General features: G+C 60.7%; 22 protein-coding genes and 5 tRNA genes. All 27 read right to left on the bottom strand.

Annotated features, from left to right (window positions below):
* Nucleotides 1-25: 25 nt before the first annotated feature.
* The 27 genes from rpoB to GPICK_RS03165 all read right to left on the bottom strand — a co-directional run bounded on the left by rpoB (nucleotide 26) and on the right by GPICK_RS03165 (nucleotide 22,885).
* Nucleotides 26-4,138 (bottom strand): DNA-directed RNA polymerase subunit beta, encoded by a 4,113-nt coding sequence (gene rpoB, locus GPICK_RS03295; protein WP_039740473.1) that lies wholly within the window; start codon nucleotides 4,136-4,138, stop codon nucleotides 26-28.
* Nucleotides 4,139-4,299: 161 nt separating this feature from the next.
* On the bottom strand, nucleotides 4,300-4,683 hold the full coding sequence (gene rplL, locus GPICK_RS03290) for a 50S ribosomal protein L7/L12 (protein ID WP_039740471.1): 384 nt from the start codon (nucleotides 4,681-4,683) through the stop codon (nucleotides 4,300-4,302).
* A 50-nt stretch (nucleotides 4,684-4,733) separates the two neighbouring features.
* Nucleotides 4,734-5,258 carry a 50S ribosomal protein L10 gene (gene rplJ / locus GPICK_RS03285; protein ID WP_039740469.1) on the bottom strand — a complete coding sequence of 175 codons (525 nt, stop codon included), beginning with the start codon at nucleotides 5,256-5,258 and terminating at the stop codon, nucleotides 4,734-4,736.
* Between the two features lie 177 nt (nucleotides 5,259-5,435).
* Nucleotides 5,436-6,140, bottom strand: coding sequence for a 50S ribosomal protein L1 (rplA, locus tag GPICK_RS03280; protein WP_039740468.1), 705 nt, complete (start codon nucleotides 6,138-6,140; stop codon nucleotides 5,436-5,438).
* Between the two features lie 18 nt (nucleotides 6,141-6,158).
* The gene (rplK, locus tag GPICK_RS03275) at nucleotides 6,159-6,584 is read right to left on the bottom strand and encodes a 50S ribosomal protein L11 (RefSeq protein WP_039740467.1); all 426 of its coding nucleotides are present in this window, start codon (nucleotides 6,582-6,584) and stop codon (nucleotides 6,159-6,161) included.
* Between the two features lie 70 nt (nucleotides 6,585-6,654).
* A complete protein-coding gene (gene nusG / locus GPICK_RS03270; RefSeq protein WP_039740466.1) occupies nucleotides 6,655-7,182 on the bottom strand; it encodes a transcription termination/antitermination protein NusG in 528 nt (175 codons plus the stop codon).
* Nucleotides 7,183-7,194: 12 nt separating this feature from the next.
* Nucleotides 7,195-7,380: a preprotein translocase subunit SecE gene (gene secE / locus GPICK_RS03265; protein ID WP_039740465.1), complete on the bottom strand. Its 186-nt coding sequence runs from the start codon at nucleotides 7,378-7,380 to the stop codon at nucleotides 7,195-7,197.
* A gap of 28 nt (nucleotides 7,381-7,408) precedes the next feature.
* Nucleotides 7,409-7,485, bottom strand: a tRNA-Trp gene (locus tag GPICK_RS03260).
* A gap of 51 nt (nucleotides 7,486-7,536) precedes the next feature.
* A complete protein-coding gene (gene rpmG, locus GPICK_RS03255) occupies nucleotides 7,537-7,686 on the bottom strand; it encodes a 50S ribosomal protein L33 (protein ID WP_039740464.1) in 150 nt (49 codons plus the stop codon).
* A gap of 63 nt (nucleotides 7,687-7,749) precedes the next feature.
* Complete coding sequence (gene tuf, locus GPICK_RS03250) at nucleotides 7,750-8,940, bottom strand: elongation factor Tu (RefSeq protein WP_039740461.1); 1,191 nt, start codon at nucleotides 8,938-8,940, stop codon at nucleotides 7,750-7,752.
* Nucleotides 8,941-9,005: 65 nt separating this feature from the next.
* Nucleotides 9,006-9,081, bottom strand: a tRNA-Thr gene (locus GPICK_RS03245).
* A gap of 11 nt (nucleotides 9,082-9,092) precedes the next feature.
* Nucleotides 9,093-9,169, bottom strand: a tRNA-Gly gene (locus GPICK_RS03240).
* Between the two features lie 112 nt (nucleotides 9,170-9,281).
* Nucleotides 9,282-9,367, bottom strand: a tRNA-Tyr gene (locus GPICK_RS03235).
* A gap of 20 nt (nucleotides 9,368-9,387) precedes the next feature.
* Nucleotides 9,388-9,463: transfer RNA gene (locus GPICK_RS03230), tRNA-Thr, on the bottom strand.
* A gap of 126 nt (nucleotides 9,464-9,589) precedes the next feature.
* A complete protein-coding gene (locus tag GPICK_RS03225; protein WP_052263261.1) occupies nucleotides 9,590-11,404 on the bottom strand; it encodes a YgiQ family radical SAM protein in 1,815 nt (604 codons plus the stop codon).
* A gap of 6 nt (nucleotides 11,405-11,410) precedes the next feature.
* Nucleotides 11,411-12,451, bottom strand: coding sequence for an N-acetyl-gamma-glutamyl-phosphate reductase (gene argC, locus GPICK_RS03220; protein ID WP_039740459.1), 1,041 nt, complete (start codon nucleotides 12,449-12,451; stop codon nucleotides 11,411-11,413).
* A 117-nt stretch (nucleotides 12,452-12,568) separates the two neighbouring features.
* Entirely contained in the window at nucleotides 12,569-12,961 is a 393-nt protein-coding gene (rpsI, locus tag GPICK_RS03215) for a 30S ribosomal protein S9 (protein ID WP_039740457.1), read from the bottom strand.
* A 32-nt stretch (nucleotides 12,962-12,993) separates the two neighbouring features.
* Complete coding sequence (rplM, locus tag GPICK_RS03210; protein ID WP_039740455.1) at nucleotides 12,994-13,425, bottom strand: 50S ribosomal protein L13; 432 nt, start codon at nucleotides 13,423-13,425, stop codon at nucleotides 12,994-12,996.
* Between the two features lie 106 nt (nucleotides 13,426-13,531).
* Nucleotides 13,532-14,266, bottom strand: coding sequence for a tRNA pseudouridine(38-40) synthase TruA (gene truA, locus GPICK_RS03205; protein WP_039740454.1), 735 nt, complete (start codon nucleotides 14,264-14,266; stop codon nucleotides 13,532-13,534).
* Between the two features lie 76 nt (nucleotides 14,267-14,342).
* A complete protein-coding gene (locus tag GPICK_RS03200) occupies nucleotides 14,343-15,362 on the bottom strand; it encodes an aspartate-semialdehyde dehydrogenase (RefSeq protein WP_039740452.1) in 1,020 nt (339 codons plus the stop codon).
* A 15-nt stretch (nucleotides 15,363-15,377) separates the two neighbouring features.
* On the bottom strand, nucleotides 15,378-16,478 hold the full coding sequence (asd, locus tag GPICK_RS03195; RefSeq protein ID WP_039740449.1) for an aspartate-semialdehyde dehydrogenase: 1,101 nt from the start codon (nucleotides 16,476-16,478) through the stop codon (nucleotides 15,378-15,380).
* 36 nt (nucleotides 16,479-16,514) lie between these two features.
* On the bottom strand, nucleotides 16,515-17,603 hold the full coding sequence (gene leuB, locus GPICK_RS03190) for a 3-isopropylmalate dehydrogenase (RefSeq protein WP_039740447.1): 1,089 nt from the start codon (nucleotides 17,601-17,603) through the stop codon (nucleotides 16,515-16,517).
* Between the two features lie 120 nt (nucleotides 17,604-17,723).
* Nucleotides 17,724-19,226 (bottom strand): NAD(P)/FAD-dependent oxidoreductase, encoded by a 1,503-nt coding sequence (locus tag GPICK_RS03185; protein ID WP_052263260.1) that lies wholly within the window; start codon nucleotides 19,224-19,226, stop codon nucleotides 17,724-17,726.
* Nucleotides 19,217-20,269: a radical SAM protein gene (locus tag GPICK_RS16535; protein WP_052263259.1), complete on the bottom strand. Its 1,053-nt coding sequence runs from the start codon at nucleotides 20,267-20,269 to the stop codon at nucleotides 19,217-19,219. The genes GPICK_RS03185 and GPICK_RS16535 overlap by 10 nt, the downstream gene beginning before the upstream one ends.
* The gene (locus GPICK_RS03175) at nucleotides 20,266-21,570 is read right to left on the bottom strand and encodes a phospholipid carrier-dependent glycosyltransferase (protein ID WP_039740446.1); all 1,305 of its coding nucleotides are present in this window, start codon (nucleotides 21,568-21,570) and stop codon (nucleotides 20,266-20,268) included. Before GPICK_RS03175 ends, GPICK_RS16535 begins: the two co-directional genes overlap by 4 nt.
* Entirely contained in the window at nucleotides 21,567-22,322 is a 756-nt protein-coding gene (locus GPICK_RS03170) for a hypothetical protein (protein ID WP_039740445.1), read from the bottom strand. Before GPICK_RS03170 ends, GPICK_RS03175 begins: the two co-directional genes overlap by 4 nt.
* The gene (locus GPICK_RS03165) at nucleotides 22,319-22,885 is read right to left on the bottom strand and encodes an ABC transporter substrate-binding protein (protein WP_144400027.1); all 567 of its coding nucleotides are present in this window, start codon (nucleotides 22,883-22,885) and stop codon (nucleotides 22,319-22,321) included. The genes GPICK_RS03170 and GPICK_RS03165 overlap by 4 nt, the downstream gene beginning before the upstream one ends.
* Nucleotides 22,886-22,947: the final 62 nt, after the last annotated feature.

The raw sequence follows: 22,947 nt of genomic DNA, 5'->3' as shown, positions 1-22,947 counted from the left end.
GACGCTGCCGCCCCGGCGGCGGCAATTACTCTTCGTCGTTTTCCAGAAGCTCCACGTCGAGACAAAGCGACTGAAGTTCCTTTATCAGGACGTTGAACGATTCAGGCAAACCAGGCTCCAGGGTGTGCTTACCTTTAACGATCGCCTCGTACATTCGGGTTCTCCCCGCGACGTCGTCTGACTTTACCGTAAGGAATTCCTGGAGGGCATAGGCGGCTCCATACGCCTCCATTGCCCAGACCTCCATCTCTCCGAGTCGCTGACCACCGAACTGGGCCTTACCCCCCAGCGGCTGCTGGGTCACAAGACTGTAGGGACCGATCGAACGGGCGTGGATCTTATCGTCGACCAAGTGGTGAAGCTTGAGAACGTACATGACGCCAACCGTTACTTTGTGCTTGAACGACTCGCCGGTCTTTCCGTCAAAGAGGGTAACCTGTGCGGATGCGTCGAAGCCTGCCTTGGCCAGCATCTCATGGATCTGCTCTTCGGCGGCACCCTCAAAGACCGGCGACGCCATGGCAACGCCCCGCTGAAGGCGCTTGGCCACCAGAAGCAGTTCCTCTTCAGCAAGGCCTTCGAGGAACTTATTCATCTCCGGCGTACCATAGACATCCTTGAGATACCCCTTCACCTGATTGGCCGGAGAATTCTTCTCGAGCATCTCCTCGATTCTCCAGCCGATCCCCTTGGCCGCCCAGCCGAGATGGGTCTCAAGAATCTGGCCAACGTTCATACGGGATGGAACGCCGAGGGGGTTCAGAACGATCTCAACAGGTCGTCCATCTTCCATGTACGGCATATCTTCCTCAGGGAGAATCCGGGAAACGACCCCCTTGTTACCGTGCCGTCCCGCCATCTTGTCGCCGACTTGGAGCTTGCGCTTGATGGCGATGTAAACCTTCACCATCTTGATGACTCCCGGCGGCAGATCGTCTCCACGCTTGAGCTTCTGAACCTTATCGTCGAAGACGTAGCGAATTATGTCAATCTGCTGCTGGAGTGTGGTGAGGATCAGGGCGACTTTCTCGTCCACGCCCTCTCCATCGGCAACGGATATTTCGTCCCACCGGTCGACCGGAATGGCAGAGAGAGCATCTTCGGTAATTGCAGTCCCCTTGGAGATGACTGCCCTGCCTGCCTTGTCCTCAACCTTGACCGCAGCTTTTTTTCCGATCAGAAGCTTCTTCAGCTTGCCAACGGCGGAATCGCGGATGATCCGGATTTCGTCCTGCTCGTCCTTGCGCAGTTTTTCTTCCTCGGCGCGCTCAATGATCTCGGTCCGGGCATCCTTGTCACTTCCCTTGCGCGAGAAGATCTTGGCACCGATGATGGTTCCCTCGACACCGGGGGGTACCCGCAGCGAGGTATCGCGGACATCCCCGGCCTTCTCGCCAAAAATGGCCCGGAGAAGCTTTTCCTCGGGGGAGAGCTGGGTTTCGCCCTTCGGCGTAATCTTGCCGACCAGAATATCGCCCGGTTTGACCTCGGCACCGATCCGGATAATGCCGGACTCGTCGAGGTCCTTTAGGGCCTCTTCACCAAGGTTCGGGATGTCGGACGTAATTTCTTCCTTGCCCAGCTTCGTGTCCCGTGCCACGCACTCGAACTCTTCGATGTGGATCGAGGTGTAGCGGTCATCCTTGACGAGCTTCTCGGAGACGAGGATCGAGTCCTCGAAGTTGTAGCCCCCCCACGGCATGAAGGCAACCACGACGTTCTGCCCGAGGGCGAGCTCGCCCATATCGGTGGACGGACCATCGGCAATGACATCACCACGGGTGACATGGTCGCCGACTTTCACGACCGGCCGCTGGTTGATGCAGGTATTCTGGTTAGAACGGGCGAATTTGATCAGGTTGTAAATGTCAACACCGGTCCCCGTCTCGTCGTGCTCATCTTCATCGATTTTGACAACGATCCGGGAAGCGTCGACCGATTCGACGACACCATTATGGCGAGCAACGACCGACACCCCCGAGTCCTTCGCCACCACCCGCTCCATGCCGGTTCCGACGAGGGGGGAATCAGCCTTGAGAAGCGGCACCGCCTGGCGTTGCATGTTTGATCCCATCAGCGCCCGGTTTGCGTCGTCGTTCTCAAGGAACGGAATCAGCGATGCGGCAACGGACACCAGCTGCATCGGCGCAACGTCCATGAGCTCAAGCTCGTCACGACCAACGAGTACAAACTCACCGCCCTTGCGTGCCGAAACGTAATCGTTCTGGAACCGCCCGTCGGCATCCATCTCGGCGTTGGCCTGGGCTATGGCGTGCCCCTCTTCTTCCAACGCAGAGAAGAAACGGACTTCATCGGTAACCCTTCCTTCCTTCACGATGCGGTACGGCGTTTCAACGAAGCCGTGCTCGTTGATGCGTGCGTATGTGGAGAGCGACGCGATGAGGCCGATGTTCGGACCCTCCGGGGTCTCAATCGGGCAGACGCGGCCATAGTGGGTTGGGTGAACGTCGCGGACCTCGAAACCGGCGCGCTCCCGCGTGAGTCCGCCCGGGCCCAGAGCCGAGAGACGCCGCTTATGGGTAACCTCGGAAAGCGGGTTGGTCTGGTCCATGAACTGTGAAAGCTGTGACGAGCCGAAGAACTCCTTCACCACTGCCGAAACCGGCTTGGAGTTGATCAGGTCGTGCGGCATCAGATTTTCGACTTCCTGGAGGCTCATCCGCTCCTTGATCGCCCGCTCCATCCGAACAAGGCCGATCCGGTACTGGTTCTCCAGCAATTCTCCCACGGCCCGCACGCGGCGGTTGCCGAGGTGGTCGATGTCGTCGATGGTACCCTTGCCGTTTTTGAGGTCGATCAGATAGCGAACAACCTCAAGGACGTCGGGTCTGGTCAGGGTCTGCGTCTCGAGAGGAACATCCACCCCAAGCTTGAAATTGAGCTTGAGTCGGCCCACGGCCGAAAGATCGTAACGCTCGGCATTGAAGAACAGGTTATCGAAAAGAGCCTGAGCGCTTTTCAGCGTCGGCGGATCGCCGGGGCGCAGCCTGCGGTAAATTTCGATCAGGGCATCATCGGTAGAGCCGATCTTGTCAACGAGAAGCGTGTCGCGCAGCGACGACGTAACATGAACGTTATCAATGAACAGGATCTTGAAGGACTCGATCCCCCGCGCCTTGATATCGTCGAGCTTGCCCTGGGTTATCTCGTCGTTGCACTCGACGATGACTTCACCGGTGGAAGGATCAACGATGTCCGTGGAGACAAATTTCCCGACGATCTCATCGACGTTTATCGGAATCTGTACAATCCCGTGTTCAGCCATCTTGCGGATTGCCGCCTTGGTGAACTTGCGGTTGGCTTTGACGATGACCTCGCCAGTCTTGGGGTCGGCGATGTCGACCGACGCTTTTTGGCTCGAAAGCAGTTCCGCGTCAGCTTTTTTCGTCATGCTTTCCGCGGAAACGAAGACTTCCTCGCTCCGGTAGAAATAGTTGAGGAGCTCCTCCACTGAATAGCCAAGGGCCTTGAGGAGTACCGTTGCCGGCATCTTGCGACGCCGGTCGATGCGAACAAACAGAATGTCCTTGTGATCGAACTCGAAGTCCAACCAGGAGCCGCGATATGGTATCACCCGCGCGGAATAGAGAACCTTGCCGCTGGAGTGGGTCTTTCCTTTGTCGTGATCGTAAAAAACACCGGGTGAACGGTGAAGCTGGCTGACGATAACTCGCTCAGTGCCATTTATGATAAACGTCCCGTTGTCCGTCATGAGCGGAATCTCACCAAAGTAGACTTCCTGCTCCTTGATGTCCTTGATGGACCGAACGGAGGTTTCCTTGTTGACGTCCCAGACAACAAGGCGAACTTTCACCTTCATCGGTGCGGCAAAAGTCATCCCGCGCTGGTGGCACTCCTCCACGTCATACTTTGGAGCGCCCAGTGTATAGGAAACATATTCGAGCGATGCGGTCTCACTGAAGTCCCTGATGGGAAACACGCTCTTAAATACCGCCTCAAGCCCGCTGTTCTTACGTACTTCAGGTGGTGTATCGAGTTGCAGAAACCGTTTATAGGAATTTTTCTGAATATCAATCAGATTGGGAATGTCGATAATCTTGTGAATCTTAGCGAAGTTCTTGCGCAGCAGTTGGTTATTCGCAATTGAATAAGCCATATATTCTCCTTTGGCGAAGGCCGGCCTAACCCTCAACCCACTGGAATTAGTACGCTTTATTGAATCGCTGCGGAGCATAACAACTCACCACCGCAACGAAAATAGAAGAGCCAAGGCCGCGCGCGGCGACCTTGGCTGTCATGCTAAAGGGGGGTCAGTGCTTACTTAATCTCGACTTCAGCGCCGGACTCGACGAGTTGCTTCTTGGCCTCTTCAGCCTCTTCTTTGGAAACGCCGGTCTTGACAGGCTTCGGAGCACCGTCGACAAGATCCTTGGCTTCCTTCAGGCCCAAGCCGGTAAGAGCGCGAACAACCTTGATGACAGCGATCTTGTTCGCCCCGGCGCTCTTGAGGATGATATCGAATTCAGTCTTCTCTTCGGCAGCTTCAGCAGCGCCAGCAACGGGAGCAGCAGCGGCAACAGCAACGGGAGCGGCTGCGGAAACGCCGAACTTGTCTTCGAGCTCCTTTACGAGCTCAGCAAGTTCGAGAACCGTCATATTTTCGATGAAGCTGACAACATCGGCTTTGGTGATTTCTGCCATTTCTTTATTCCTCCATTAATTGTTGTTCTGTTTGCTGAGATAAGTGTAAGCTAGTTGCCCGCCTTCTTCGCTCTAACGGCGTCAAGGGCACGCACGAAACTGCCCGGAACCGCGGCAAGAACGCCCACGAAGTTGGCAACCGGTGCGTTGATCGTGCCGAGAAGTTTCGCGAGCAGAACCTCGCGGCTCGGCAGATCGGCCAATGCCTGGATATCCGCGACGCCAATCGCCTTGCCGGTGAGCACACCAGCTTTAAGCTTGAAGGTGTTGGGTTGTGACTTGGCAAACTTCGAGAGCACTTTTGCTGCGGCGACCGGATCGTCATAACTGAACGCAACCGCTGTCGGACCGGCGTAATGGGGGGAGAGTGACTCCTTGTCAGTCCCCTTTGACGCCAGTTCAAGCAACGTATTCTTGACGACCTTGTACTCAACAGACGCGGCACGCAACTCATTACGCAACGTCGTTGCCTGCTCGACGCTCATGCCGCGGAAATCGGCAAGAAATACCGCATTAGCACGGGTGAGTTTGTCGTGCAGTTCGCTTACTTGCTGTTGCTTGTTCTCTCTGTTCAAGCGCCTTCCTCCTTTCTTTTGGTTTTTTGGGTCATGGACCCTTCAGCCAAAGTCGGGGAGCGCAGAAACAACCTGTTTCAGTCACCACCTCAAGTCTCGGCAGGCTGCAAAGCTTTTAAGCCCCGGCTTCGTTGACGGGACGCCTGCTGTCTCTGACTTTGGCTTGCTGCTCTGGTTTTATATCAACTTGGATTGGACCTCTGAAATATCGAGGTTGAGGCCAGGTCCCATGGTGGACGAAATGCTGATCTTCTTCAGATACGTGCCCTTGGCGGCCGACGGCTTCGCCTTCACCAGGGCTTCGACAAGTGCAAGGAGGTTTTCCTTAAGCTTGTCGGCATCAAACGAAACTTTGCCAACCGGAGCATGAACGATACCGGCCTTCTCAACGCGGAACTCGACCTTACCGGCCTTGCATTCCTTAACAGCACGCCCCACGTCAAAGGTTACCGTTCCAACCTTGGGGTTTGGCATGAGTCCACGGGGGCCAAGGAGTTTACCAATCTTGCCGACGAGGCCCATCATGTCAGGAGTTGCAATGGCGGTATCGAACTCGAACCACCCTTCCTGAATCTTGGTGACCAGATCTTCAGCGCCGACCAGGTCTGCACCCGCGTCCCGGGCCTCCTTCTCCTTCTCGCCCTTGGCAAAAACCAGAACGCGAACGTCTTTCCCGAGACCGTTCGGAAGAACGACAGCGCCACGCACCATCTGATCAGCATGGCGGGGGTCGACCCCAAGGCGAACGGCGACCTCAACAGTCTCGTCAAATTTAGCGTACGCGACAGCCTTGACGCTCTCTATGCCTTCCGCGAGACCGTAGCTCCTGCTCCTGTCAATCTTGGCCAGGGCCTCTTTGTACTTATTGGCAGTCTTCGGCATCTCTCTCCACCCTTTCTCTTATTGAACTATTTCAACGCCCATGCTGCGGGCGGTCCCTTCGACCGTCTTCATGGCGGTCTCGAGAGATGCCGCATTGAGATCCGGCATTTTCTTCTCGGCGATCTCCTTCACTTGAGCCTTCGTGAGCTTGCCGACTTTGTTCTTGTTCGGTGTGCTCGAACCGCTCTCGATACCGAGCATCTTCTTGATAAGAATAGACATCGGAGGCGTCTTAGTGATGAAGGTGAACGAGCGGTCCGCGTACACGGTGATAACCACCGGGATGATAGTCCCTTCATCCGCCTGGGTCTTTGCGTTAAACGCTTTACAGAACTCCATGATATTTACGCCGTGCTGACCCAGTGCCGGACCGATCGGAGGAGAGGGGTTAGCCTTCCCGGCCGGGATCTGCAGCTTGATGTAACCCGTGATTTTCTTGGCCATTGCTTTAACTCCTTGCACTACTCGAATATTAAAGAATTTCGTATATCAGTCAGCAGATCCAAAGCGCTACTTACTGTTTCTCGACCTGCATGAACTCAAGCTCCACAGGGGTGGCACGACCAAAAATACTGACCATCACCCTCAGCTTACCCTTGTCGGGCTTTACATCCTCAACCACCCCGGAAAAGTTGAGAAACGGACCATCAACCACCCGAACCGTCTCACCAACCTCGAACAGCACCTTCGGACGCGGTTTTTCTGCCCCTTCTTCCATCCGGCGGGTAATCTTCTGAACCTCTTCGTCAGGAATGACAAACGGGTTATTCCCGCCAACAAATCCGGTTACCTTGGATGTTTCCTTGACCACGTGCCACGTCTCGTCATTGAGTTCCATGTTGACGAGGATATAGCCTGGAAAAAATTTTCTTGAAGAGGTCTTCTTCTCCCCCTTCTTGAGCTCCACCACCGTTTCGGACGGAATGAGCACTTCGCCGAACATCTCTTCAAGACCCAGGTTCTTGATCCGCTCCTGAAGCGTCAGCCTGACTTTATTTTCAAAGCCGGAGTAGGTGTGTACCCCGTACCATCTTTTCGCCATGAGAAATACCTTTTAGCCGAGAATGAAGCGCATCACCTTGGCAAGCACCACATCACAGGCACCAAGGTAAATAGAGATAAGAAAGACGATGGCTACTACGACCCATGTTGTCGAAATAGTCTCCTTGCGAGACGGCCACGTCACCTTGCCCAGCTCAGCCTTCACTTCCGCGAGAAACTCTTTTACTTTGGTGATCACGCTGTGAACTCCGCAACTGTCTATAAAATGGCAGGCCAGGAGGGACTCGAACCCCCAACACCCGGTTTTGGAGACCGGTGCTCTAGCCATTAGAGCTACTGGCCTGCATGGATGGACAGAAATGCGCCTGGCACACCCCCGCCACAAACGGCAAACCTACTTGGTTTCCTTGTGAATGGTGTGAGTGCGGCAGAAGCGGCAGTACTTTTTGAACTCAAGCTTTTGGGGCGTATTCTTCTTGTTCTTGGTCGTCGTGTAGTTACGCTGTTTGCATTCAGTGCAACCAAGGGTAATGATATCTCTCATCTTTTTTTCCTTTACCGCGAATAATACGGGGGCGGAGTCACCTCCACCCCCTCTTTGACTGCGTTATTCGATAATCGAGCTAACAACCCCGGCGCCGACAGTACGGCCACCCTCGCGAATCGCGAAGCGAAGCCCTTCGTCCATGGCGATCGGCGTGATCAGGTTGACCGTCACGGCGACGTTGTCGCCAGGCATGACCATCTCGGTGCCAGCAGGAAGGTCTACCACGCCGGTCACGTCGGTGGTCCGGAAGTAGAACTGCGGACGATACCCGTTGAAGAACGGGGTGTGACGGCCACCTTCTTCCTTGGTCAGGATGTACGCCTCGGCCTTGAACTTGGTGTGCGGGGTGATGCTCCCCGGCTTCGCGAGTACCTGGCCGCGCTCAATGTCTTCACGCTTTACGCCGCGCAGCAGAGCACCGATGTTGTCGCCGGCGCGACCTTCGTCGAGGAGCTTGCGGAACATCTCGACACCGGTGACAGTGGTCTTGACGGTGGTCTTGATGCCGACGATCTCGACTTCTTCGCCCACCTTGACGATGCCGCGCTCAACCCGGCCGGTGGCGACGGTGCCGCGACCGGAGATCGAGAAGACGTCCTCGACCGGCATCAGGAACGGCTTGTCGATGGCGCGCTCCGGCTCGGGGATGTAGTTGTCGACGGCTTCCATCAGCTTCAGCACGGACTCTTCGCCGAGCTCGTCCTTGTCGCCGTTGAGGGCCTTGAGGGCGGAACCCTTGATGATAGGGATATCGTCGCCTGGGAAGTCGTAGGAGGAGAGCAGTTCCCGGATCTCGAGCTCGACGAGCTCCAGAAGCTCTTCGTCGTCAACCATGTCGGCCTTGTTCAGGAAGACGACAATGTAGGGAACGCCTACCTGGCGGGCAAGCAGGATGTGCTCGCGGGTCTGGGGCATCGGCCCGTCAGCCGCGGAGACAACGAGGATGGCACCGTCCATCTGAGCCGCACCGGTGATCATGTTCTTTACGTAGTCGGCGTGGCCCGGGCAGTCAACGTGGGCATAGTGACGGTTCTCGGTTTCGTATTCGACGTGTGCGGTGGCGATGGTGATACCACGCTCACGCTCTTCCGGTGCATTGTCGATCTGGTCGAATGCACGAAACTCTGCTTGGCCGCGCTCCGCAAGAACCTTGGTGATGGCCGCGGTCAGCGTGGTCTTGCCGTGGTCAACGTGACCAATCGTTCCTATGTTGACGTGCGGTTTCTTCCTCTCGAATTTTGCCTTTGCCATTTAGGATTTCCTCCCGGACAATCGTTTTTAAGAATCGCTTCTCGCCTGCAACGAAATGAGAAAAATGGAGCCCACAACCGGATTCGAACCGGTGACCTCTTCCTTACCAAGGAAGTGCTCTACCTACTGAGCTATGTGGGCTTAACGAAGTTTGGAGCGGGAAACGGGACTCGAACCCGCGACCCTCAGCTTGGAAGGCTGATGCTCTAGCCAACTGAGCTACTCCCGCCAAAACTTATGAATGAAGCTGTGAGACCTTGCATACCCGCCGCACCCAGTCCAATCGACCGTTCATGTCTCCTGGATATCGGCAATGCCTGCTCGACCTCTGAAGGTTTTTATGGTGGAGGGAGGAGGATTCGAACCTCCGAAGTCGTACGACGACAGATTTACAGTCTGTTCCCTTTGGCCGCTCGGGAATCCCTCCAGTTGAAGAGGCCTTTGCTATGGAGCTGGCGACAGGACTTGAACCCGCAACCTGCTGATTACAAGTCAGCTGCTCTACCAGTTGAGCTACGCCAGCGCGAAGAAGTCTATTACCTGCTTTTCACGGCTTGGTCAAGCTTTTTTCGCCATGCGAAGAAACTTTATATAATACACAGAGCAATAGTTGTCAAGAACTTTACTTGCAGACGTGATGGCAACCCTCCTATTTCCTGCCTCGCCGGGATGGCGCAGCCCCTCCTGCACGAACGGGATGCCCACTCCTCTCGTTGTCAAGCAAAAGACGAGCTGCATCCTCTCTGCCACAGGCCCGCAGCGCCTCAAGAACAGAGCGCCGTTCGGCCGGCTGGTGCCACAGGAGAAGTGCCTTTTGCAGACGCTTCTCGCGGTCGCTCCTCGCAACATAGGTCTGCTCGCCAGTCACCGGATCGAGCCCGGTGTGGTACATGCACGTCGAAAGGGTCCCCGGTGTCGGTGTAAAATCCTGCACCTGCTCCACCCGCATTCCGTGTTTTCTCAGAAAGAGCGACAGCTCCACCATATCCTCGAGGGAGCACCCTGGGTGCCCCGACATGAGATACGGAACGACAAACTGCCGCTTGCCGAGCCGGGCGCTTTCGCGCTGAAAGAGCGCCAGAAAGCGCTCGAACGATTCCGCACCGGGTTTATGCATAAGATCCGTGACGCGGCCGACAACATGTTCTGGCGCTACCTTGAGTCGCCCCCCCACATGGTGACCCAGCAACTGCTCAAGATATCCGGGCTGTCGTTCCAGAAGATCGTAGCGAACCCCGGACGTGACCGTCACATGCCTTACACCACGGATCCCCTTCACGCGCCTGAGCAGGCCGGCAGCCCGCCGATCCGCGACAACGAGATGACGACAGGGGCGCGGATAGAGACAACTCTCCCGTCGGCAACGCTCGCCGGCTTCGGGATGCCCGCACCCCAGCCCATACATGTTGGCAGTTGCCCCTCCCACATCCGACACGCTCCCCCGGAACCACGGCATCTGCACCATGCGCTCCACTTCGCGAACAACGGACGCTTCGCTGCGCGACTGGATGAACTTTCCCTGATGATGGGTAATGGCGCAGAACGAGCACCCTCCGAAGCACCCCCGATGCGTCGTCACCGAGGCTTTGATCTGGTCGTAGGCAGGAATCGTCTCCCGATACGACGGATGGGGTGCCCGGGTAAAGGGAAGCGCATAGAGCGCATCCATCTCGGCTTCAGAGAGGGGCAAGGCCGGTGGATTGCAGACCACGTACCGCTCCCCGTGGCGCTGGGCAACCATTCGCGCGCAGTATTGATTGGTTTCTCCCGCAGCAAGTCGGAAGGCCTCGGCATAGCGGAGGCGGTCCGCCGCAACCTCCTCGAAGGACGGAAGGATGACCGCATCGGCCCCGACCTCCCGCGCCATGCGGGCTGTACCGCGGATATCGGTCAGTGAAGAAAACGGCTCGCCTCTCCGCAGGTGCTCCGCCATCTCCAAAAGCGGCCGCTCCCCCATGCCGAACACGAGCAGGTCGGCCTTGGCATCGACCAGCAGGGAGCGACGGACTTTGTCTTCCCAGAAATCGTAGTGGGCGAGACGCCTGAGCGATGCCTCGATCCCCCCGATCACCACCGGAACATCGCGAAAGCACTCTTTTAGCCGCGACGTATAGACGATGGTGGCCCGATTCGGCCGGGCGCCATGGCGGTTTCCCGGCGTGTAGGCATCATCGTGCCGCAGTTTGCGGGCCGGGGTATAGTGGGCAACCATGGAATCCATGGCGCCGGCGGAAACGGCAAAGAACAGCCGGGGCCGGCCAAGCGCCATGAACGGCTCCCTGGATCTCCAGTCCGGCTGGGCAATGATACCGACCCGAAAACCGTGGAACTCGAGCCACCGCGCCAGGAGAGGCACCCCGAACGCGGGGTGGTCGACATAGGCATCGCCCGTGACAAAGATCACGTCAAACTCTGGCCAGCCCCGCGCGGCTGCCTCTTCTTTGGTAAGGGGGAGAAACGCCATGGCAGCTTACGGGAAAAGCGGGAGCCCTTCCAACCCCATCCCCTCGGGGAAGCCATTCATGATGTTCATGTTCTGGACGGCTTGCCCGGCAGCCCCCTTCACCAGGTTGTCGATGGCCGACACCACGATGACCCGGCCCGTGCGCTCATCGACCGCAATGCCGAGATCGCAGAAATTTGCACCCCGGACATGGGCGGTGGACGGATAGCTGCCAGCCGGGAGGACACGGACGAAGGGCTCTCCCTCGTAATACTCCTCATAGAGCTCGACCAGCTCTGTCCGGCTTTTCACGGCCGTCAGCCGGGCGTAGACCGTGGAAAGGATCCCCCGGTCCATCGGGACGAGATGGGGGGTGAACGAAATCGTCACCTTCGCACCGGCAAGAAGTGACAGCTCCTGTTCGATCTCGGGCGTATGCCGGTGAACGCCCCCCACACTGTAAGCCTTGAACCCTTCGTTCACTTCGCAGTACAGGTTGTCAACCTTAGCGCCGCGCCCGGCCCCGGAGACCCCCGACTTGGAGTCGGCAATGATAGTGGCGGGATCGATGAGTCCATGCCGGAGCAGCGGTTGGAGTGCAAGGATGACGCTGGTCGGATAGCAGCCGGGATTTCCCACGAGCCGTGCGTCGACGATCGCATCGCGCCGCACCTCGGGAAGGCCGTAGACCGCCTCGGCCAGCAGTTCGGGGTTCATGTGGGGCTCATACCACGTCTCATACACCGCCGCATCGTGAAAGCGGTAATCGGCGGACAGGTCCACGACCCGCTTCCCGAGTTTCAGAAACGTGGGAACCACCTCCATGGCCGCCTTATGGGGGAGCGCCGTAAAGATAAAGTCGGCTTTCTCGGCCACCCTGACCGGCTCCAGATTTTCCAAGATCTGGCCGTAACGCTTGCGCAGGGTCGGAAAGACGTCGGCGACCGGCCTGCCGGCGCTCTGCTCGGAGGTGATACAGGTAACCGCAACCTCGGAATGACAATGGAGGAGCCGCAACAGCTCGACCCCCGTATAGCCACTGGCTCCAACCACGGCAACTTTCAGCATGTGACAACTCCTCCCCGGCCTGACGTTTTCATCACTCCCCCCACTGGAGACCACCAACGCAAAAGGGGAAACCCGGAACGGATTTCCCCCTGCAATGACATAACCACCAACAACCGATTAACGCTTGGAGAACTGGAAGCTCCGGCGGGCAGCCGCCTTGCCGTACTTCTTGCGCTCCTTGATGCGGGAGTCGCGGGTGATGAACCCGGCCTTCTTGAGCGTGCCGCGCAGCGCACCGTCGGCCCCGAGAAGCGCCTTGGTGATGCCGTGCTTGATGGCGCCGGCCTGCCCGGAATCGCCGCCGCCGCGGACATTCACGTAGATGTCGAACTCGCCGACCTTCTCAACCAGCTCCAGCGGCTGCTTGACGACCATCTTTGAGGTCTCGCGCCCGAAATACTGGTCAATGGTCTTGTTGTTGATGACGATGTTCCCGGTCCCCGGCCGCAGCCAAACCCTGGCAACCGACGACTTTCTCTTACCCGTTCCGTAGTAGCTGATACCTGCCATTCGTTATCTCCTGATCGTTGTTCGTGATCCGATTAGATGTCGAGAACCTTGGGCTGCTGAGCCTCGTGCGGATGCGCGCCCCCGGCATAGACCTTGAGCTTCTTGAGCATGTGGCGGGCCAGCTTGTTCTTGGGGAGCATCCCCTTGACCGCCTTGCGGATGACATCCTCGGGCTTCTTCTCGAGGAGCTTGCCGGCGGTGATCTCCTTGAGCCCGCCGGGGAAGCCGGAGTGGCTGTAGTAGACCTTGTCGGCCATCTTGTTGCCGGTCAGGGCGATCTTCTCGGCGTTGACGACAATGACGAAATCGCCCGTGTCGACGCTCGGAGTATAGGTCGGCTTCTTTTTCCCACGGAGGATGTTGGCGATCTCCGTGGCCACGCGACCGAGGACCTTGCTATCGGCATCAACCAGGAACCATTCCCTGGTCACTTCTTCCTTCTTTGCTACCTTCGTCGTTTTCATCGAACCCTCGCACGCTGGATGGAATAAATAGTGAACGCTCTTCTCAGCGAAGGACGGATGGTACTATGCGTGAGTGTCGCTGTCAAGAAAAAAGTCACCGTCAAAATCAGTAGTAAACCTCTTCGAGACAGAGGCCGTGGGGGGGGGCCGTCGGTCCCGCCGACGAGCTGCCGGGATGGGAGAGAAGGAGCGCCACGGCCTCTGGAGTTCGCCGTCCCCGCCCCACCTCCACCAAGGTCCCCACCATCATCCGCACCATGTTGCGGAGAAAGCCGGAGCCACGGACATCCACGCGGAGAAAACCGCCCTCTTCGCCGACATCAACGGCATCGATGCGGCGCACCGTTGTCTTTGCCGCGCACCCCGCCGTACGGAACGAGGCGAAGTCATGCTCCCCCACCATGAGCTTTGCCGCCTCCCGCATCGCGGCCAGATCCAGCTCTCCCCTGACATGCCACGCGCACAGCCGTGCCAGCGGCGAGCGGCGTCCACCCCGGTAGAGGCTGTAGCGATAGTGCTTGCCGCGGGCATCGAAGCGGGGATGGAATTCCAGCGGCACCTCCTCGGAAGAGGCAACGGCAATGTCAGGAGGAAGAAGTGAGTTGAGGCCGTCGGAAAATGCCCGCAGCGGCACCATGCTGTCAGTGCTGAACGTCGCCACCATCCCGCGGGCGTGGACTCCGGCATCGGTACGCCCCGACGAATGGAGGCGCACCGGCCCCTTGAGCAGGGCCCCCAGCGCCGTTTCCATTGTCTCCTGGATCGAGACCCCGTTGGGCTGCACCTGCCAGCCGGCGTAGTTGGTTCCGTCGTATTCGATGATCAGCTTGATGTTCCGCATGCCAGAACCGCGTCCCCAAAAAAGAAGACCCCCGGCAGGACCCGGGGGTTCGTATATTCCGCCCGTACGAAACGTGCTACTTCAGATACTTCCCGACCAGGATCTCGGCAATCTGAACCGCATTGGTCGCCGCCCCCTTGCGGATATTATCGGCCACGACCCAGAGGTTGAGGCCGTTCTCAATCGACTCGTCTTCGCGGATCCGGCCCACAAGGGTAAGGTCCTGTCCCGCGGCGTCCATCGGCATCGGGTAGCGCCCCTTGGCCGGATCATCCACGAGCTTCACGCCGGGGGCCTTCTTCAGAAGCTCCCGTGCCTTGGCCACCGTCAGCTTCTTCTCCGTCTCGATGTTCACCGACTCGGAGTGACCGTAGAAGACCGGCACCCGGACGGCGGTGGCGGTGATCCGGATATCCGCCGCCATGATCTTCCGGGTCTCGTTGACCATCTTCATCTCTTCTTTGGTGTAGCCGCTCTCTTCGAACGAGTCGATCTGGGGGAGACAGTTGAAGGCGATCTGGTGCGGATAGACCGAAACGTCGGGAGACTTCCCCTGGAGCAGCCCCTTCACCTGCCGGTCGAGCTCGGCAATGGCCTTGCTGCCGGTGCCGGAAACCGCCTGGTAGGTGGAGACCACGATTCGCCGGATGGTGGCGTAATCGTGAAGCGGCTTCAGCGCCACCACCATCTGGATGGTGGAGCAGTTGGGGTTGGCGATGATCCCCTTCTTGCCATAGCCGGCGATAGCCTGGGGGTTCACCTCGGGGACCACCAGCGGCACGTCCGGGTCCATGCGCCAGGCGCTGGAGTTGTCGATGCAGACGGCACCGGCCGCGGCAGCGGCGGGGCAGAACTCCCGGGAACGGTCGCCGCCGGCCGAGAAGAGGGCGATGTCGACCCCCTCGAAGGAGTTGCGGGTCAACTCCTCCACCACGACCGGCTTCCCCTTGAACTCCAGCACCTGACCGGCGCTGCGGGCGCTGGCCAGATAGCTGATCTTCCCGACCGGGAAATCCCGCTCTTCGAGGCATTCTATCATCTGGCTGCCGACGGCGCCGGTGGCGCCGACGACAGCGATGTTCCACTGCTTGCTCAAATGCGTTTCCTCCCGCTATTTTTCCACGAGGATGCGGAGCATCCGGCGCAGGGGCTCGGCGGCCCCCCACAGGAGCTGATCACCGCAGGTGAAGGCCTGGACGTACTGCGGGCCCATCTTCATCTTGCGGACCCGGCCGACGGGAACCGTCAGGAGCCCGGAAACCGCGGCAGGGGTCAGGTCGGCCAGAGTCTCGGCCTTGGTGTTGGGAACGAACTTGACCCACTGGTTGTCGTTCTTGATCAGCTCCTCGATGTCGGCCAGCGGCAGGTCCTTGTTCAGTTTGATGGTGATGGCCTGGCTGTGGCAGCGCATGGCGCCGACGCGGACGCAGATGCCGTCCACCGGGATCGGCGTGGTGGTGCCGAGGATCTTATTGGTCTCGGCGAACCCCTTCCACTCCTCGCGGCTCTGACCGTCCTCCACCTCCCGGTCGATCCAGGGGAGGACGTTTCCGGCCAGCGGGGAGCCAAACTCTTTCTTCGGCATGGCGTCGCCGCGCAGGGTGGCGGTCACGTCGCGGTCGATATCGAGGATGGCGGAACCCGGATTCTTGAGAAGCTCGGCCACGGAGCCGTGCAGGACCCCCATCTGGGAGAGGAGCTCGCGCATGTTGGGGGCGCCGGCGCCGGAGGCGGCCTGATAGGTCATGGAGGTGAGCCACTCCACGAGGCCGGCCCGGAAGAGCCCCCCCAGCCCCATCAGCATGAGGCTGACGGTGCAGTTGCCGCCGATGAAGTCCTTCTGACCCTTGGCCAGGGCCGCGTCGATGACGTTGCGGTTGACCGGGTCGAGGATGATGACGGCGCTCTCCTCCATCCGGAGGGTGGAGGCGGCATCGATCCAGTACCCCTGCCATCCCTGCTTGCGCAGCTCAGGGTGGACCGCCTTGGTGTAGTCGCCCCCCTGGCAGGTGATGATCACGTCGAGCTTCTTGAGCTCGGCGATATCCGAGGCGTCCTTCAGGGTCCCGGCGTTCATGGGGGCGGGCTGCCCCGCCTGGGAGGTGGAGAAGAAGACCGGTTCGATGCCGATGGTGAAATCGCCCTCCTCCACCATCCGCTGGAGGAGAACCGAACCGACCATGCCGCGCCAACCGACGATTCCGACTTTCATAGGCAGAACTCCTTTTTCGGGAAGATTATTAATTCGTTACAGTGCCGCGATGATCGCGTCGCCCATTTCCTTGGTGTTCACCAGCCTCTCGCCCGGCTTGTCCTGGAAGATGTCGCGGGTCCGGAAGCCCTGGTCGAGAACCTTTGCCACGGCGTTGTCGATGGCATCGGCCGCGTCCACCATGCCGAAGGAGAACTTGAGCATCATCCCCATGGAGAGGATCTGGGCGATGGGGTTGGCGATCCCCTGGCCGGCGATGTCCGGGGCGCTGCCGCCGGAGGGCTCGTACATGCCGAAGGTCCCCTCGGCCAGCGACGCCGACGGGAGCATTCCGAGGGAGCCGGTCAGCATGGCGGCTTCATCGGAGAGGATGTCGCCGAACATGTTCTCGCAGAGGATGACGTCGAACTGCTTCGGCCAGCGGACCAGCTGCATGGCGGCGTTGTCGACGTACATGTGGGTCAACTCCACGTCCGGGTACTCCTTGGCGATGCCGATGACCACCTCGCGCCAGAGGACCGACGAGGAGAGGACGTTGGCCTTGTCGATGGAGCAGACCTTTTTGCCGCGCTTGCGGGCCGCCTGGAAGGCGACGTGGGTGATCCGCTCGATCTCGGGGACGCTGTAGCGCATGGTGTCGAAACCGACCCGGTCGCGTCCTTCACCCTCGATCCCCTTGGGCTGGGCGAAGTAGATGCCGCCGGTCAGCTCACGGATGACCAGGACGTTGAAGCCGCCGGCAATGACCTCTTCCTTGAGGGACGAGGCGCCGGTAAGGGACGGGAAGATGATGGCCGGCCGGAGGTTGGCGTAGAGGCCGAATATTTTTCTCAGCGGCAGGAGCGCGCCCCGCTCGGGCTGCTCGTCCGGGGGGAGCGATTCCCACTTGGGGCCGCCGACGGAGCCGAAGAGGATGGCGTCAGAGGCCTTGCAGATATTCACGGTGGTTTCGGGAAGGGCCTTCCCTTCATTGTCGATGCCGGCTCCCCCAACGTTGGCGTGGGTCCGCTCGAACTTCACGTCGTACTTCGCTTCCACGGCGTCCAGCACCCGGAGCGCCTCGGCCATCACCTCGGGACCGATGCCGTCACCCGGCAGGACCGCCACCTTGAACACCTTGCCCATCACAACCCCCTCACGTTACGTATAAAATGCACAAGTTCTTAATCCTATTGTTGAATACGCAACCTTGTCAACAGAAAAGAGCCCCCGGAGAACTGCATCCGAGGTCCTCCACCCTCTCCTTCACCGTGTTTCCCGGCGAACCGGCTCATCGGCCATGAAATCGGGACGGGAATTGATCTCCATGTCCCATCCAGCTTCGAGATACTCGTCATCGGCGTTGATTCCCCACAGGTCGTGGCGCTCGCCGAAGATGTTGCGCACCGCCAGGATCGCGGTCAGCATCGAATGGTCCATGTTGTTGTACCGGTGCATGCCGTTGCGCCCCGCCACCTGGAGGTTGGCAAACCGCTCCAGATATCCCTTCACTGTTTCGAAGGCCTCATGATACCCCTCGTCGTAGACCGGATAGGCCTTCGGCATCCGCACCACGGTGCCATCCACCACCTTCTCCGGCACGGTGATGGCGATGGCAGCCAGCTCCCGCGTCGCCAGCGCCACGAGATCGGCGTCCGCCATGGCCCAGATATCGTCCCCTTCGGCGCAGAAGTACTCCATCCCCAGGCAGGTCTTCGTCCCGTCGGGGACCATTGCCGGGCTCCAGTTCTTGAAGTTCTGGATCCGGCCGACCCGCACCGTTTCGTCGTGGACATAGATCCAGTTATCGGGGAAGAGTTCCGCCACGTCAACGATGAGCGCCACCGTCAGGAAGTCGCGGTATTTAAGGCGGTCGGCGGCGGCCAGGACGGCATCGGGGGGAAGCGGCCGGAGGGCGTGGATCAGGTGCCGGAGCGGAATGGTGGAGATCACCCCGGAAACCGTCCAGGCGAACGGCTCGCCGTCGCGTTTTCCCTCCACCGCCACGATCCGCTCTCCGTCGTGCAGCAGGCGGGTCACCCTGCTTCCGAGGCTGATCGTCCCTCCCTGGCCGGCGATGGCCTCCCGGAACGCCTCCCACATCATGCCGGGGCCGAGCCGCGGGTAGAGAAACTCGTCGATGAGGGTCTTGATCGTCTCCCCGCGCCGTTGGTGACGGCGGGGGAAGAACATGTTCACGATGGCGGTCCGCAGCGACAGCCCACGGATCCGCTGGGCGGCCCACTGGGCGCCGATGGTGTGGCAGGGGATCCCCCAGACCTTCTCGGTGTAGGACTTGAAGAACATCCGGTAGAGGCGGCCGCCGAAGCGGTTCGTGACCCAGTCGGCAAAGCTCGCCTCGGGGCGGATCGGGAAGAGTTTGCGCCAGAGGTAGCTGCCGAGGACCGCCACGCTCTCCGTGATTCCGAGATTGCGCAGGGCATTGAGCGGTTTCAGGGGATAGTCGAAGAACTTCCCCCCGTAGTAGATCCTCGACAGCCGGGGACGCACCAGCAGGTCGTCGCCGAGCATGGTCTGCCAGAGGCCGCGGACGATGGCCTGGCGGGTGAAGAAGCGGTGGCCGCCGATGTCGAAGCGATACCCCCGGTACACCACCGTTCGGGCAAGCCCCCCCACCTGGCGATCCTGCTCCAGGAGGACCGTCGGGACCCCGCGCCGCGAAAGCTCGTAGGCCGCCGTGAGCCCGGCCGGCCCGGCGCCGAGCACGACAACCGGCGCTTCATTCCGTCGCCCCTCCGCTACCGGCATGGCTGCCTCCCCTCCCGGCGCCGGCGCCACCGGACACGGGCCGTCTCCAGCAGGAAGGAGAGCTGGTGGCCGGCGGTGAGGGAGACGTTGGCGGTGCAGGTGTAGCAGCAGGGGGTCTCGCCGGCGCACTGCCTGATCCGCTCCCGCTCCCCGGCGATGCGCGGCCAGGCCGCGGCGACGCTCTCCCGGCGCAGGTCGGCGAAGGCCGGCTGGTCGACGCAGACGGCGAGCCGGCCTTCCGTCCGCAGGTCAACGTAGAGTTCGCCTGCGTCGCAGAGGCCGCCCCCCTTCCCGAGGACGTAGTCGGCGGCCAGCTCGTAGAAGCCGCTGTACTCCCAGAGCGGCTCGCCCGCCCGCCGCAGCCGGGCGAGCTCGCGGAAGAGCGCCGCCATCTCCTCCCGCTCCGCAGCGCTCGCCTCGTGCAGCGGATCGGCGGCGCGATGGGCGAAGCCATGGCCGGTGTTGACGGGAAAGACCGAGAGGTAGAAGCCCCGCTCCCGGGCAAAGCGGAGGAGTTCCAGCGCCTCCCGGACGTTGTGCCGTCCCAGGGTCAGGTTCAGCTTCACCGGTCGGGGGAGCGCCGCGGCGGCAATGGTGTCGAGGTTGCGGAGCACCTGCGGCAGGAGGTCCCCCCCCCGCAGCCGGGCATAGACCGCCCGGTCGAGGGAATCGAGGCTCACGGCAAGCTGGAGGAGCCCTTCCGCCCGGCGCAGCCGGCCCAGGATCTCGTCGGTGACGATGGTGCCGTTGGTGGTCGTGGTATAGAGAAAGCCGAGCCGGTCCAGCAGGGCAAAGACCTCGAAAATGTCGGAACGGAGGAACGGCTCCCCGCCGGAGACCTCCACCACCATCAGGCCGAAGCGCCCGAGGTCGGCAAAGATCCGTTCCAGCTCCGGCACCGGCAGCTCCGGCCCCGGCTCGCGCCAGACGGCGCACATGGGGCAGGCCTCGTTGCAGCGGTCGGAGACGTTGAAGCTGACAAAGGTGGGAGCCTTGCGGTGCATCCGCCAAAGAATCCGCAGCAGTTTCAGGGCGCGCGTCATCGCCGCTCCGGCCACTGCTGTTGTGGCGCGGGAAGGTACGGCGTCTTCTCGTAGTGGGGCTCATCGGCAAACCTCCCCATGAGGGAGGGACCGATGACGGGAAGGAGTTCACCCTTGCCGATCACCGGCAGGTAGAGAGCGACCGAGACGAGGAGCACGGCGGCGAGCCAGGCGCCGGCCAGGCGATTCCTGAAGCGCTCCCCGCCCCCGATGCTCCAGATCAGCCAGGCCACCGTCATCTGGGCGAAGGGGAGGACCGACAGTGCGGTATTGACCCAGATCGGCCGCCGCGCCACGACGAGCGGCAGATAGGAGAGGAGAAAGAAGAGACAGACCGTGAGCTTTCCGGCGGAGCGCTCCCGCCACCCCCGGTAGAGGAGCAGCCCCACCGCCGGCAGGACCAGGAGCCAGACCAGGGGATCAGCCACCGCCAGCAGAAGGGTCATCTTCCCCATTGCGCCGTCGCTGGCATTGAAAAAGAGATCCCGGAAGGTGACCGGCTTCACGAACCACTCCCACGCGAGATGGTCCCCCACGATGGTTTCGTGGTACCCCGTGTGGAGCTTCGTCTCCAGGTACATGCTCTGCTGCAGGGCCGGCCACTCCGCCAGGGAGTATCCCCGGCCGAACCAGGGGAGGAAGGTGAGGAGATAGAGGGTCGCGGGAAGGACCACCAGGGTTGCGGCGTAACAGAAAAGCCGGCTTGCCGCACCACCGGCAACCTCCGCCGGTGCTCGCCGCCCCTGCCAGAGAAGATGGAGGCCGGTCACCAGCAGGGGAAAGAGAGCGCTCCACTTGGAGGCAAGACCGCCCCCCCAGGCGATGCCGGCCAGGATGAGCCAGACGGGGCGGTAGTCGTCAAGGTACCGGAGGACCAGGTAGATACCGAGCAGCGGGAAAAACGCCAAGTAGATATCGTTGATCGCCTGCCGGGAGAAGTCTATGGCCAGCGGCTCCACCGCCCAGAGGAATGCGGCGGTGAGGGCTACCCGTTCGCTCTGCAGGAGCCGGCGCGTGACCGCGGCGAGAAGTGGTATGGTGAGGGAGCCGAAAAGGACGTTCCATCCCTTGATCCCGACCACGCCGCTGCCGAAGAGCTTCATCGCCCCGTACACGAGGATGTTGCGCAGCCCCGGATGGTTCCACATGGTCGGTCCCAGCTGCCCCGACTCCACGCCGTTGATGGCGGTGATCCCCACCATGTAGTCGTCAAAGGAGACGGGCTGGGAAGGAAGCCAGAGGGTCCGGAGAAGAAGGCCGGCCAGGGTGAGGAGCATCAGACGAATCGTGAAGGAGCTCATGACGCCCCCTCACGTGCGGCCGCCATGCCGAGCAGCCGGGCAAAGGCCGCCAGCCGCTCCCGCTCCTCCGGCGTAACCCGCTCGTCGCCGGCCATCCGGCAGAGGACGAGGCTGTCGGTCCGGACCCCGGCGCTGACGAGGGCGGCGCGCAGCTCCTCCGGCGTGTGCTCGCGGAAGAACGAGGCGCCGACGTAGACGAGGAGCGGCTCGGCGGGCGCCCGGAGATGGCGGAGGGTCATGAAGGTGCGCGGCAGGCCGTGATAGGTGAGGGAGACCGCGCCGTCCAGAAAGCGGGCATTCTTGGCGGAACGGGCCTGCTCCGCCAGATGTTGGTAGATCGCCTCGGGAAGGACGACCCCCATCTCGCGCACGATGCCGGTGACGGTGGCGACGTAGAGGAAGCTCCGCCGGTCGAGCCGCTGCTCTTCCAGCGCCTTACCGTAGTTGAAGAACGCCAGGGGATAGTTCCGCTCCAGCGGCACGTCGAAGAAACGCTCGGGAGCGATCTTCTCCCACTCGCCGGCGAAGAAGAGGATCTTCCGGCCCCACACCCCGGTGGTGCGCCAGTGGGCGTAGGCGTTCTCGGGGGTCTCCACCTCTGCCCGGTCCACCGTGGCGTCGGTCACTGTGCCGACAGTCCGGTAGACGCGCCGGGAGAGGCCGTAGTGGTTAATCCCGGCGAGGGCCGTGGCGCACAGAAGGATGAGGACGACCCCATACGCCACGAGCCGCCGCCCCGGCGGTCGATTCAAGGACGCCCCCCCTGCCCCGCTGCCGGCTTATTCTTCATGTTCTGCCGGGCATCACGCTCGGAACTCGCCACGATATCGGTGATGAGCCAGCGGCCATCCTTTTTCTCCAGGGTGTAGGTCACGTCGTAGGGGAAATCCTTCTCCTCCTCGTTCTTCTTGCCGGTCTTGATGTCGGTGTAGGCAAAATCCCAGAGCTCCCGCGTTTTGACCTCCGCCTTCTCATCCCCGGGGAACCGGAGCTGGACGTAATCGATCTTTTTGAGCTGCGAGACCATCCGCACCGTCCCCTCCCCCAGGGCGGCCATGTGGGTATAGGCCTTTTCCGCCTGCGCCGGCGTCGCCACCTCCTGCAGCGGGTTCATGTTGAGGGTCCGGTACCCCGCGGCCAGGAGCTCGTTGTACCGCTCGACGACCATTTTCACCAGCTCCTCCCGCGGGAGGTGGGGCTGTGACGGCAGGGGGGCGCCGGCCTGGGACGGAGACGGCCGGGGTTTACTCTCCTTCTCGGAGCAGCCGCAGAGCGCCGCCAACATCAGCACCAGGGCCAAAACCCTCTTCAGCAAAAAAACACCAGTCGCGCCACAGAGACACGGAGACACAAAGGAAATCACCGAGTTTTTTCGAA

This window comes from Geobacter pickeringii (genome assembly GCF_000817955.1).
In the GTDB taxonomy this organism is placed as follows: Bacteria; Desulfobacterota; Desulfuromonadia; order Geobacterales; family Geobacteraceae; genus Geobacter; species Geobacter pickeringii.
The sequence above is the reverse complement of the archived record's forward strand: the minus strand, read 5'-3'. Positions and strand labels throughout refer to the sequence as shown.